Raw genomic sequence first — 12,723 nt, 5'->3', positions numbered from 1 at the left:
AAGCAGCTAGTTAATTGAATCACATTGGACAGCAATGCGCTGATGAGTCAGGGCTGGGAACTTTTCTCGGATATTTTTTTGCAGTTGCAGATCTACGTTTGCAGTAATAACGCCGGATTCTTCATCAATTTGGCTTAGAACTTTTCCCCAAGGGTCGACGATGCGGCTATGGCCGTAAGTGGCATGTTTTTGGGGAGAATGCTGGCCGGTTTGGCAGGCGAAAATAAAATAATTCAGGCTTTCTATCGCGCGGCAGCGGGTTAGGGCTTCCCAATGATCCTGTCCAGTTTTTACGGTGAAAGCACAGGGTACTGCGACGATTTGTGCGCCTTTATTGACCAGGCAGCGAAATAGTTCGGGGAATCTCAGGTCATAACAGACTGCAAGGCCGAGTTTGCCAAAGGGTGTATCTATCACGACGATCTCATGGCCTGGGTCGAAGGTTTGTGATTCACAATAGGTTTCAACGCCCGAGGTAATGGTCACGTCAAACAAATGGATTTTGTCATAACGGGCAGCGATATGGCCTTGATCGTTGTAAACAATACAAGCGGCGCTTACTTTGTTGGGATTGTGCGTTTTGATGGGTATGGTGCCTCCCACCAGCCAGATTTTATGCTGTTTTGCTCGAGAAGCTAAAAAATCTTGAATTACGCCATTCCCAAATTCTTCCTGCAATGCCAATTTAGTCATCTCTTCTGCACCCATCATGGGAAACATTTCTGGTAACACTACAAGCTGCGCGCCTTTGTTGGCCGCCGTTGCAATGAGATGGGATGCTGCGGTTAAGTTACTTGTTAGATTAGGGGTAGAAGTCATTTGAATGGCAGATACGAGGGTCATATAGGTATGCCTTTAGAAAGTTTTTAGTTCATATTAACAGAGATTTTTAGCTGACAGCATGCCAAAAAGTCCGTTCCGCCTAAAGACTACATTTTTGAAACTATGACTATGCTGTAATCACAGACGAACTCAACAAAGGTCAATAGGGAAATCGCAGGATAACACCCTCCAAGGAGGGGGAACCACGGATGGAAATGCGGTCAAGGCCTGAGTAGTGTGAAACTAAATTCTCGAGTGTCATGTTATGTTAGCCGACTTGCCAATGCCGATACAGAAGCAAATACTAAGTTATCTTGAAGCAGATAATTTTCGTGCAGCTAAAGAACTACACGATTCATTTCTGCTGTATAAAATTAACAAACAAAATTATGATCAAGACGATAGTTTTGATGATGATGAAGATGAAAAATCTTAAACTTATCTCATATCTTTAAAATCTTTTAAACGCCTAAGTTTCCATGCTTTTTAGTCAATTATTAAACCCCTCCTCTCCCTAATGGGAGAAGAGAGGGTGTTTATTTAGCTGTTGGTGTTACCGGACTGAGTGGGTTCTGTCTCAGTTCCATGCATTTTTTCGCACTGTTCCTTAGTCAGTTCCAGATATCCCTGGCCTTTGCAGCTATTTTGACCTTTGCAGGCGTGCGCATAAAAGGTACTGGTTTTGCAAGCGCTTTGGCCTTTGCAGGAATTTACGCCATAGCATTTAACATTATCAGCCAATGCTTGGGTAATGGGGGCGACGGTGAATGCCAATGCTACAGTAGTAGCTAGAGCGGTGCCGATTAGGTTCTTTTTGATCATAAAAACTCCTTTTAATATGAATATCATAAATTAACGATTAAAAATGGCATTTTAACGTAAATTTTTAGAAAAGGAAATAGAGGCTTGTTGGCTGAAATGAAGTCTCACCCCCTTTTTCAAAGAGGTGACCCCTCTGTAAGAGAAGGCGAGTGAGTGAGCGGAACAATTGTTATCTTTTCTCGGTCAGCATTGGAATCCTTTAAGCTAATAATGTCCCAATTTTTATCCAGCGCGATTTGTTTTAAATTAATGTCCGGATCTACAGCAATGGGTTTATCCACTTGGCTTAATAAGGGCAAATCATTAATAGAATCGCTGTAAAGGATGGTGTAAGTCGGGACAATGTTATTCGCTTTAATCCATTGTTGAAAACGTAAAGCTTTTCCAGGTCCAATGCTAGCAACGCCAGCCAATTTCCCGGTAAATTCACCATCAGCTATCTGTGGTTCTGTCGCGATCAAGTGGTGTACACCCGCGTGAGATGCCACGGTAGTTGCGATGTATGCGAGGGTGGCAGTTATCAATATGACTAAAGTATCAGGTTGTTGTTTATATTCTTGGATGAGACGTAAACCGGTACTGGATATTTTCGGCTTGATCAGTTGGTTAAAAAAATCCTCAAGCCACGCTTGTCTTAAGTGCGCGGGGATTTTTTTAATCATGGTTAATTCAAATTCATAGCTGGCAATGACATCAAGTTGGCCTACGATATAATCCGCATGAAACTGATTCCAACGTGCATGCTCTTCCTCAGTGACCATACCTTTTTGATCAAGATATTCTCCCCATAAAGCCACGGTGTTTGCAGAGACTAAGGTATGGTCCATATCAAAAAGCACCACATTTCTCTTTTGCATGACTGTTACCTCAATTTTAACGATAAAATATAAAAAACTACCAATTTTACAGGCAAATAGGTGGTTTTATTATACAATTTTTTTGAGGTTTTGTCATTAGCTATCTTGGTTAATGTCGTAGCTGTCCATCTTATTGAGTTTTACAGCATAGTTAAGTATTGTTGGGATTATGAATATCAAAATATGAGACAGGTGAGATATGGCTGAAGATAAAGATCGAAAAGAAAAAAAATCGCTGGAATCCCTAAAAAAAGAATTAACACATATACAGGATATCAGTACAAAATTGGTATTTTCTATTGGTGCGGCGTTATTCCTCTGGTACCCTTTTGCAAAAGAAGATCCGGCTCAAGAAGTTATAGTGGAAGAGGTGAGGAAAATAGCGCTATTTTTAACAATTCAAAATATACTGGATCTCTTAAGCCGGTTATCCTTGTCAAAAATTAATATCATCGATATCCACGCAATATTACAAGGCATTAAAAAAAGCCATGAAACGCAATCAACTCAGATTAGCATAGAAACTGATATCTCCAAGATTAAAGAAGAACAAAAAACCAAAAAAGTAAAAGAGGTAAAAAAAGAAATCAACCCGAGTACCAGCACCCCTTCCTCCTCAGCCTCTCCCTTCACTTTAGGACTTAACGCAAAACTTCAAGAAGTCAAACAAAAATATGCGAGAGTTTACTCAACAATGCAGCCATTGGTCGAGAAAATTGCTTTGATTAATAAAAGCAATAACGCAGATATTTCAGCTCGTGCCAACACTCTTTGTCAGGTGTTTGACATGATGATAGCTAAAAAATCTGCTTGGGATAAACTAGAGGCCAAATGGCGCGAAAAATCGGATCAGGAAAAAGAATTATTGTTAACCAAACATAATCAACAAGCTGAAATTATGGACGCCAATGTTAAATCATTATCTATAAAAGTTATTGAGCTTGAAAAAAAAGAGTTTAAATATAAAGTTCAAGTAACATGTAAAAATTATTTAGAAGTTTTAAACGGTACAACACTCACAGAAGCAAAAGAATCAAAAAAATCCTCAGTGATCAAAATTCCTGAAGATCCCAAAAGTCTCATCGCAAGATTGAGAAGAGCCATGCCTAGATTGAAAGCTATAAACCCCAAAGATCATGCTTCTGCAAAAAGAATATTGACCTCTTTATTTGAAACTTCTGCAGAACTTAAGGATACCTGCTCTCGTTTATCTTCTAAGGTGATGATTACACAGGAAGAATTTCCACAATTTCAAGATAAGATTGATCGACAGATATTGCGAGCTGAAACGCTCATAAAGAAAGCTTCCCTTAAAAACACACAACGCTTTAGTTATGCAGGAAATAGAGATGATGAAAAACAAGAAAAAAACCTATCCACAGACGACAGCGAGCTATTAGAAGATAATAACTCTTTCGAATACTAAGGTGAGATGTTAACTAAGACATTCAAGCATCCTTGTGCAACGACTTCGGTTGCTTCTGGCATTGCTAGTTGACGAGCCTGCTTGGCCATTTGTAATAATCGGGATTTATCTTGGCTAAGTTCTAGTAGCAAAGTAGAGAGTTTTTCTTCGGTAAGGGTGCTTTGAGCAATGAGAATTGCCGCATCAGCATTAGCCAGCCAGGCGGCGTTTTTCGTCTGGTGGTCATCTACTGCAAACGGAAAAGGAATTAAGATGCTGCCGATGCCGGCAGCGGCCAATTCAGCGACGGTTAAAGCGCCAGAACGACAGATCACCAAATCCGCCCAGGCATAAGCGCCAGCCATGTCCGTGATGAATTCAGTTACTTTTGCGGTAATCCCGTGTTTCACGTAAGCGGCTTCTGTTTTTTTAGCATACTGTTTACCTGCGGAATGCCACACTTCAGGTCGTAATTCAAAAGGTAATGCCGCCAGAGTTGCTGGTAAGATTTGGTTGAAAAGGGCGGCGCCTTGGCTACCGCCTAAAATTAATAAACGCATGGGAGCTTGGCGTCCGGTAAAACGCATTTCGGGCTCTAGGACTTGTGCAATTTCTACGCGAACGGGGTTGCCGCTGGTGATAGCGTGATATTGTGCGGCAAAGGCATTAGGGAAGGCTTGAAATACTTGTGTGGCTAATCGCGCTAGATATCGGTTGGATAAGCCAGAAACAGCGTTTTGCTCATGAAGAATAAGTGGTTTACGTGCCAACCAAGCAGCAAGACCAGCAGGAGCAGTCACAAAGCCGCCAAATCCAGCTACAACGTCAGGTTGCAATTGTTTAATCAATTTCAGAGTTTGCCAGGTAGCGCGCAATAAATGGAAAGGTGCAGCGAGTAAGCGCTTGAAACCTTTGCCGCGGATTGCCGGCATGGCAATGTAATGTATAGGAATATTCTGTGGAGGCACTATTTGCTGTTCTAAACCTTGCCTGGTACCCAGCCAATGAATTTCCACTTGAGCAGATTGCAGTCGTTTTGCGACAGCTAAGGCTGGAATAATATGCCCGCCGGTGCCTCCGGCTGCGATTAAAATGCGTTTAATCATAAAGTAAAGTATAGGTTTAGTTCTGTAGGGTTAATCTATGCTTTCGAGTCTCATATTCTGTTAGGTTCTAGTCGGTACCGCACGTACCGAACGCGCGCGTTCAATAGACGGCATATCCGTGTTTTTATACGGCGATTCATAAGCTAAACGAAACAATATCCCCAGCACCAGGCAGTTTACTAATAAACTTGTGCCGCCATAGCTCATCAGTGGCAAGGTCAAACCTTTCGTTGGTAGTAGACCTAAATTGACGCCGATATTTATCATAGCCTGCAACCCCATGCATAAGCTTAACCCCGCTCCTAAATAAGCACTGAACAAATGGCCATTGCGATAAGCGCGGTAACTGACTAAAAGTGAGCGTACCACAAAAATTGTAAATAGCATGACCACGGCTAATTGACCGACCAGGCCTAATTCTTCGCCAATCACTGCAAAAAGAAAATCTGTGTGTGCTTCAGGCAGGTAAAATAATTTTTGCACACTATTACCCAGACCCACCCCAAAAACACCGCCACGTCCAAATGCGATCAGCGATTGGGTCAATTGATATCCAGTATCGAATGGATTAGACCAAGGATGTAGAAAAGTGGTTAAGCGCAACAAGCGGTAAGGCACAGATATTGCCAATACACCCAGAGCACATATCGCCATGACTAATAAAAAAATGAATTGCCACAGACGTGCGCCGGCGATAAACAACATGCCAAAGACAGTAGCGGTGATCACTACAGTTGCACCAAAATCTGGTTCTTGCAGTAATAATAAAGCAATTCCGGCCAATATCAGAAGTGGCTTGATAAAACCCCGAACTCTCGTCTGCACTTCATCCTGGCGTCGCACCAAGTAACCTGCGATGAAGGTAATCGTACCGAGTTTGACAAACTCAGAAACCTGCAGTGATAAGGGCCCAATAATAATCCAACGCATACTCCCATTGACTTCACGTCCAATGCCGGGCATTAGCACCAAAAGTAGGAGGAAAAAGCTAAATAAAATTAAATAACCGCTGATTTTTTGCCAAAAAGCCATGGGGATACGGGTAATTAACACCGCAAGTGATAATCCCAACATCAGATAAATGGTTTGGCGGATTAGATAATAAAATGGATAGTTAAAGGCGCGGTCTGAAATGACTATGGATGAGGAGGCGACCATCAATAGGCCTAATCCCAAAAGTGATAGGGAGGATATCAGCATCCAAGGATCATAGTGGATCGCTCTTTTAGCGCGTAATTTCATGCTAAGGCTCTCACTGCACTCATAAATACTTCTCCACGGTGTTCAAAGTTATTAAACATATCAAAACTGGCACAAGCAGGCGCCAGAATCACGGCATCGCCAGGTTGTGCCTGTTGTTGTGCTAGCGTGACAGCTTGTTCCATCGTCGATGCCTGTTCGATGTTGACGCTGCCTTTTAGTGCATTGGCCATGAGTGGTGCATCTTTGCCAATTAATATTAATTGGCGCACATATTTTTTCATGGTGTCTTTTAGCGGTGAGAAATCGGCATTTTTACCCAGTCCGCCGGCGATCACCACCAATTTGCCTTGGATATCCGCCCCGAGTCCTTCTATGGCAGGCTTGGCGGCGCCGACATTGGTAGCCTTAGAATCATTGTACCAGTCTACCCCATGATAATGCGCGACCCATTGACAGCGATGTGTCAGACCTTGAAAGTTTTTCAATGCCTCTAGCATGGCAGGCATAGGCAAACTTACTGCTTCTCCCAGCGCTAAAGCGGCTAGTGCATTGGCCAGCTGATGTCTACCCTTGATCTTGAGATTGCTGGTCGCTAAGAGATTTTCTGTGCCGCGCGCCAAATAATAATTGCCTTCTACGTTACGTAGGCCAAACTGACCCTCTTGCGGTTCATCTAAGCCAAATGATAAGGTTTTTTCGAAAGTGAGATTTTGCCAGGTGATAGGGTCGTCGCGATTGATAATGGTGGTGGCACAACCCGCATAAATGCGCTGCTTAGCTTTTAAATAATCAGTCATGCTATCGTAACGATCCATATGATCTTCGCTAAGATTTAAGATGACGGCTGCAGCAGGCTTTAAAGAATAGGTAGTTTCTAATTGAAAGCTGGATAGCTCCAGTACAAATAATTCGGTGGTTTTTGAGGTTAATAGATCCAGTGCTGGTGTGCCGAGATTTCCACCAACCTCTACCTCTTTACCCGCTTGGCGCGCCATTTCACCGACCAAAGTGGTTACTGTGCTTTTGCCGTTGGAACCGGTAATGGCGATAACGGGGGCAGTATGTGCCTTTGCAAATAACTCAATATCGCCAATGGCGGGAATGCCTTGGGCAATCGCTGCTGCAACGGCGGGCTCACGTAAGGAAACGCCAGGGCTGACAATGAGTCGACTGGCTTTTTGGCACAGTTGCGTATCAAAATGGCCGGTGATAACCGGGACTAAAGGAAATTGCGCCTGCAATTCCGTCAATCCTGGAGGATTGTCTCTACTGTCAGTTACAGCGATGTTGAAATGATGCGCTGCTAGCCAATGTGCGCACGACAAGCCGGTTTTGCCTAAACCGACAATGACTTGTAAGTCATGGAGATTGGAGTGAGTAGCGTCAATTTTCATGGGATGTATTATGCCATGAAAATTATGCATAATAAGAGTTTTAAGAGTAATTTAAAATTAAAGCGAGCTACTCACACCTATTTAGAGCGTCAGTCTGGCGTGGATGCTGGGACGACGCGGGAGTAGTTACAATTAGAAGGGACATATAAAAAAAGGATGTTTGAAACCAAGCCCAGGAGTACTGTGATATGCGGTTAAGGCAATTCATAAATATCTTTTTAATGGTTTGGTGTGTCATAGCTTCTGTCAGTATTTGGGCAGAGCCCACCCGTTGGCAAACTGTGCAGCCAGGACTTGAGTATACGCGTATCAGTGATTTCCCGGGATTTCCAGGGGGATCTATACATGCCTTTCGGATTGATCTGAAATACTATAATTTTAAATTGGCGTTGACTCAAAAAGCGGATCAAACCAGTCAGATTCCAGAGTTGATGCAGCAACAAGGCGCTGTCATCGCAGTGAATGGCGGATTTTTTTCGCCCGAATTCAAGCCATTGGGGTTACGCATCAGTGAAGGTCAGGAACTGAATCCTTTAAAAGGTACGCCATGGTGGGGTGTGTTTTATATCGTTGGGCAACAAGCACATATTGTGGCTAGAAATGCTTATAAACCCAATACACTCAGCGATTTCGCTATTCAAGCGGGTCCGCGATTACTGGTTGATGGCGTTATTCCTGGGTTAAGTCCGAATATTGATTTCCGTACAGCATTGGGCATCACAGAGCAGGGTCAGGTTATTTTGTTGGCGACTGATAATGTGTTGTTATCAACGGCAGGTTTGGCGGATATTATGCGCAGGTCTTCTGCAAATGGCGGTTTGGCGTGTATAGCTGCCATCAATCTAGACGGGGGTCACTCGACGCAGTTATATACACGATTGAAAAACTTAGCACTGCAGGTGCCAAGTTATGCACCTGTCGCTGATGCAATTCTCGTCATGCCGCGGCAAGGGCAGGAATGAAGACAAATTCAACAAAACTACTGAGATAACTTCGCATGAAGCCTGATGATCCTTCAGAAAAAACCCAATCCACTGATTTTGGCTACCAGCAAGTTTCATTTGCTGAAAAAACCGCCAAAGTAGCGCAAGTGTTTCATTCTGTGGCCGATAAATATGACATGATGAATGATTTAATGTCGCTTGGGGTGCACAGATTATGGAAACGCTATACTGTGGAATTAGCAAATGTTAGAGCGGGTCAACAAGTTTTAGATTTGGCGGGTGGTACAGGTGATTTAGCTAAACAATTTGCCAAAAAAGTGGGTTCACAAGGTGCTGTGGTGTTGGCAGATATCAATGAGGCCATGCTAAAAAAAGGGCGGGAGCGATTAATTGATAAGGGTATTGTGGGTAATATTAGCTATGCGCAGGTCAATGCTGAAGCACTACCCTTTCCTGATAATCATTTTGATTTGATAACCATCGCTTTTGGTTTGCGCAATGTGACGCATAAGGAAATTGCGCTTAAAGAAATGTATCGTGTCTTAAAGCCTGGGGGTAAGGCACTTATTTTAGAATTTTCCAAAGTCACAGTGCCGGGATTAGCCTCTTTATATGATGCCTGGTCATTTAAGATGCTGCCATTTTTGGGTCAAATGGTGGCAAAAGATGCGGATAGCTACCGTTATTTAGCAGAATCGGTTCGTAAACATCCGAATCAAGAAACCCTGAGGGTGATGTTGGAAACAGCAGGTTTTGAAAATTGTGACTATCACAATCTTACTGGGGGGATTGTGGCGATACATCGTGGCTATAAAAGCTGAGGAAGATCAATGTTATTAACGGTTGTATTAGAGCGAGCACTTAGTACCTATTTGCGCTGGGATCCAGAAACACTAGCGCGCGTTACCGCACTTGCGGGAAAAGTCGTCAAGATGGAAGTGACAGGTTGGAATCTTGTATTTTATCTATGCCCAGACTCAAATGGCATCAGCCTTAAAAATCATTATGCGGGTGAAGTGCATGCTACCATTGCAGGTTCTCCTTGGGCTTTGCTGCGTATGGGTATTGCGACACCGGAAGAAAAGGTACGCTTAGCAAGCAGTTTGACCATTACCGGTGATGTGGAATTGGCGCAAACCTTAAGCCAGATTGTCAGAAACAGCCAACTGGATTGGGAAGAGCCATTGTCACACCTAACCGGTGATGTAGTGGCTCATCAAATTGGCCGCATGGTGAAGCGTGTCGTGCATTGGGGTAAAGAAGCCATGAGCCAGGCGCGCCAGAATCTCGGTGGCTATCTGCAGGAAGAATTGCGTTTATTGCCGCCTCGGCAGGAAATCGAAGATTTTTATACGGATGTCTATCTGTTGAATAATGACATTGAACGGATTGAAGCTAGGGTGCGCAGGATAAATAATGGATAGCTATAGGAGTAATTGAACAAACCATGCATCGCCCTAGTCAACTGTTAAGACTGTTTTATATCAATTATGTGATGGCCAGACACGGAGTGGATCGTGTGGTATTGTCTGCGCCGGTATTTTCGCCGCTTAAATTCTTAAGTTATTTAAATCCCTGGAATTGGGGGCGGCCTAAACATCAGACGCGTGGGGAATCAGTGCGTCTGGCGCTCCAGGCGTTAGGTCCTATATTTGTCAAGTTTGGACAAATATTGTCCACCCGCCCGGACTTATTACCTGATGATATTATTCAAGAGTTAGAAAAACTCCAGGATCAAGTGCCGCCTTTTTCTGCGACTTTGGCGCGTAAAGTTTTAGAACAAGCTTATGGCCGGCCATTGTCAGAGGTGTTTGCCGAATTTTCAGCGGAACCTTTTGCATCTGCTTCAATTGCTCAGGTGCATAAAGCCGTTTTGCCTGACGGCAAAAAAGTAGTGGTGAAAATCTTGAGACCTGGCATCGAGAAAATTATCCGCCGCGATGTGGGATTAATGTATACCGTGGCTAGGCTGACTGAACGCTTTTGGTCACACGGTAAAAGATTGCGTGCGGTAGAGCTCGTTGCTGAATTTGAACGCACGATTCTCGATGAGTTAGATTTTATGCGTGAGGCAGCTAATGCCTCACAACTGCGACGAAATTTTCAAAACTCACCCTTATTGTATGTGCCAGAAATTTTTTGGGATTACACCCTTATCAATGTGATCACCATGGAGCATATTTCGGGCATTCCAGTATCGGATAAGGAGGCTTTGATTGCGCAAGGGGTGGATTTGAAAAAACTGGCTGAGCGTGGGGTAGAAGTGTTTTTCACCCAAGTGTTTCGTGATAGTTTTTTTCATGCCGATATGCATCCAGGAAATATTTTTGTTGCCAAAGAGCATCCAGAAGATCCGCAATATATTGCGATAGATTTTGGCATTATGGGTATTCTCAGTCCTAAAGATCAGCATTATTTAGCTGAAAACCTGGTTGCGTTTTTTAAACGTGATTATCGGCAGGTGGCCGTGTTGCATGTAGAATCTGGCTGGGTGCCGCCCACAACGCGTGTTGAGGAATTTGAGGTGGCCATACGTAGTGTGTGTGAGCCGGTATTTGAAAAGCCCTTGCGAGATATTTCTTTTGGACAATTGTTATTGCGCTTATTTCAGACGGCCAGTCGTTTTAAAATGCAAGTGCAGCCGCAGCTTTTTTTGTTACAGAAAACCTTGTTAAATATTGAGGGTTTGGGTCGTAAGTTATATCCGCAGCTGGATTTATGGGCTACAGCTAAACCGATTTTGGAACGCTCTGTGCGTAAACGCTATAGTGCTAAGCAAGTATTGAAAAATTTTTATATGCAAACACCGCAGCTCATGGAAAACTTAGTGGCTATTCCTCAGTTGTGTCGAGAGATTTTGACCCATGAAAAAGATCAGCTGACGGCGCAAAAATGGCAGGAACGGATGCAACCAGTCGCTAAGAAATCGTCGGGTTTCAAATATTTTTTTGTGGGGGCTGGGTTGTCAGTGTTGGCTATTGCCGGGGGCAGTTATTTTGCGGTTTCTGGGCTGCCGCATGTGTGGTTTGAAGTAACAGGCGTTGTGGGTTTGGTATTGCTGGGGTTGGCGTGGTTGCCAATTAAAATATAAAGTATTTATTCCTCTAACAGCCGCCACGGCTAATTTAGGTGTTATATGACAAACAAAATTAAAAAATTACTTATCATTACATCTGGTGGTGATGCGCCTGGAATGAATGCGGGGATTCGTGCGGTGCTGCGTACGGCGATTGCTAATGGTATTGAGGTTTATGGGTGTGAGGGTGGTTACAAGGGTTTAATTGAACAAAATGTATTTCCACTGACATCACGGGATGTCGCAAACTCCATCCAGCGTGGCGGTACGATTTTAAAAACCGACCGTTGTGAAGCATTTTTACAAAAGCCGGTGCGGGATAAATGCCGCGAATATTTGCAGGCTTTAGGCATTGATGCAATGGTGGTGCTAGGAGGTGATGGTAGTTTTCGTGGGGCCTTTATGTTGGAGCAAGAAGGCGGTCCGAAAACCATGGGCATTCCTTGTACCATCGATAATGATATTGTTGGCACTGAATATACCATTGGTTTTGATACGGCCTGTAATACAGCACTTCAAGCGATTGATAAGATTCGTGATACGGCATTTAGCTTGAATCGACACTTCCTGGTAGAGGTGATGGGACGTGCGGCTGGGTTTTTAGCCGTTGAGGTTGGTATTGCCGGTGGGGCTGAGTTTATTTTAATTCCTGAGGTGCCTATCAGCGTAGAGGATTTGGTGCAGCGGATTCAGAGTCGTCCACGTAGGAAATTGGCATCTATTATCGTGGTAGCTGAGGCGGAAACAACGGGCAGGAGCTTTGCTATTGCTGAAAAAATCAAGCAATTGAGCGATATTTCTTACAAGGTTTGTGTGCTGGGTCATATACAACGGGGCGGTGAGCCAACAGTCAAAGACCGCAAGATGGCTTCATTGATGGGATATCATGCTGTAGAGCATTTGCTGCGCGGTGATACTCAGAAAATGATTGCTGTCAGTAAGGACCAATTGATTCCAGTTGCATTTCCTGATCCAGCCAAAGGTGCCAGACGTTTTGATGAAAAGCGTTTTGATGAAGAAGTGGAGCTGATGAAAATTAATCAGATTATTTGTGGGATGTGAGTGAATGAATGTCATCCTGAGCGCTGCGAAGG

Annotated in this window: 13 protein-coding genes; 7 read left to right on the top strand and 6 right to left on the bottom strand. The window is 43.6% G+C overall.

From position 1 onward, the window contains the following. Positions 1-6 precede the first annotated feature (6 nt). Positions 7-843: a carbon-nitrogen hydrolase family protein gene (locus tag VHE99_12840; protein HVV69894.1), complete on the bottom strand. Its 837-nt coding sequence runs from the start codon at positions 841-843 to the stop codon at positions 7-9. A gap of 244 nt (positions 844-1,087) precedes the next feature. On the opposite strand from VHE99_12840, the gene VHE99_12835 reads away from it, so the two are divergent. Then, positions 1,088-1,258 (top strand): hypothetical protein, encoded by a 171-nt coding sequence (locus tag VHE99_12835; protein ID HVV69893.1) that lies wholly within the window; start codon positions 1,088-1,090, stop codon positions 1,256-1,258. Positions 1,259-1,362: 104 nt separating this feature from the next. Here VHE99_12835 and VHE99_12830 read toward each other — a convergent pair whose 3' ends face one another. Beyond that, on the bottom strand, positions 1,363-1,644 hold the full coding sequence (locus VHE99_12830; GenBank protein HVV69892.1) for a hypothetical protein: 282 nt from the start codon (positions 1,642-1,644) through the stop codon (positions 1,363-1,365). A 116-nt stretch (positions 1,645-1,760) separates the two neighbouring features. Beyond that, a complete protein-coding gene (locus tag VHE99_12825; GenBank protein HVV69891.1) occupies positions 1,761-2,501 on the bottom strand; it encodes an HAD-IB family hydrolase in 741 nt (246 codons plus the stop codon). A 199-nt stretch (positions 2,502-2,700) separates the two neighbouring features. Here VHE99_12825 and VHE99_12820 point away from each other — a divergent pair, with 199 nt between their 5' ends. After that, positions 2,701-3,927: a hypothetical protein gene (locus VHE99_12820; protein ID HVV69890.1), complete on the top strand. Its 1,227-nt coding sequence runs from the start codon at positions 2,701-2,703 to the stop codon at positions 3,925-3,927. On the opposite strand, the gene murG is transcribed toward VHE99_12820, so the two are convergent. The 3 genes from murG to murD are packed head-to-tail and all read right to left on the bottom strand — an operon-like array spanning position 3,924 to position 7,609. Then, positions 3,924-5,012, bottom strand: coding sequence for an undecaprenyldiphospho-muramoylpentapeptide beta-N-acetylglucosaminyltransferase (gene murG / locus VHE99_12815; protein HVV69889.1), 1,089 nt, complete (start codon positions 5,010-5,012; stop codon positions 3,924-3,926). The genes VHE99_12820 and murG overlap by 4 nt on opposite strands. A 60-nt stretch (positions 5,013-5,072) precedes the next feature. Then, a complete protein-coding gene (gene ftsW / locus VHE99_12810; protein ID HVV69888.1) occupies positions 5,073-6,254 on the bottom strand; it encodes a putative lipid II flippase FtsW in 1,182 nt (393 codons plus the stop codon). Next, positions 6,251-7,609: a UDP-N-acetylmuramoyl-L-alanine--D-glutamate ligase gene (gene murD / locus VHE99_12805; protein ID HVV69887.1), complete on the bottom strand. Its 1,359-nt coding sequence runs from the start codon at positions 7,607-7,609 to the stop codon at positions 6,251-6,253. Before murD ends, ftsW begins: the two co-directional genes overlap by 4 nt. 188 nt (positions 7,610-7,797) lie before the next feature. Between murD and VHE99_12800 the strand changes: the two genes are divergently transcribed. From VHE99_12800 to pfkA, 5 genes are read left to right on the top strand one after another with little or no spacing between them, the layout of a single operon-like run. Beyond that, complete coding sequence (locus VHE99_12800; protein ID HVV69886.1) at positions 7,798-8,571, top strand: phosphodiester glycosidase family protein; 774 nt, start codon at positions 7,798-7,800, stop codon at positions 8,569-8,571. A 35-nt stretch (positions 8,572-8,606) separates the two neighbouring features. Beyond that, entirely contained in the window at positions 8,607-9,374 is a 768-nt protein-coding gene (gene ubiE / locus VHE99_12795) for a bifunctional demethylmenaquinone methyltransferase/2-methoxy-6-polyprenyl-1,4-benzoquinol methylase UbiE (protein HVV69885.1), read from the top strand. 9 nt (positions 9,375-9,383) lie between these two features. After that, complete coding sequence (locus tag VHE99_12790) at positions 9,384-9,977, top strand: SCP2 sterol-binding domain-containing protein (GenBank protein ID HVV69884.1); 594 nt, start codon at positions 9,384-9,386, stop codon at positions 9,975-9,977. Between the two features lie 23 nt (positions 9,978-10,000). Beyond that, positions 10,001-11,644 (top strand): ubiquinone biosynthesis regulatory protein kinase UbiB, encoded by a 1,644-nt coding sequence (gene ubiB, locus VHE99_12785; protein HVV69883.1) that lies wholly within the window; start codon positions 10,001-10,003, stop codon positions 11,642-11,644. Positions 11,645-11,689: 45 nt separating this feature from the next. Beyond that, positions 11,690-12,691, top strand: coding sequence for a 6-phosphofructokinase (gene pfkA / locus VHE99_12780; protein HVV69882.1), 1,002 nt, complete (start codon positions 11,690-11,692; stop codon positions 12,689-12,691). Positions 12,692-12,723: the final 32 nt, after the last annotated feature.

Source organism: Gammaproteobacteria bacterium (genome assembly GCA_035546635.1).
In the GTDB taxonomy this organism is placed as follows: domain Bacteria; phylum Pseudomonadota; class Gammaproteobacteria; order JAURND01; family JAURND01; genus DASZWJ01.
This window is presented reverse-complemented; position numbering and strand designations above follow the sequence as displayed.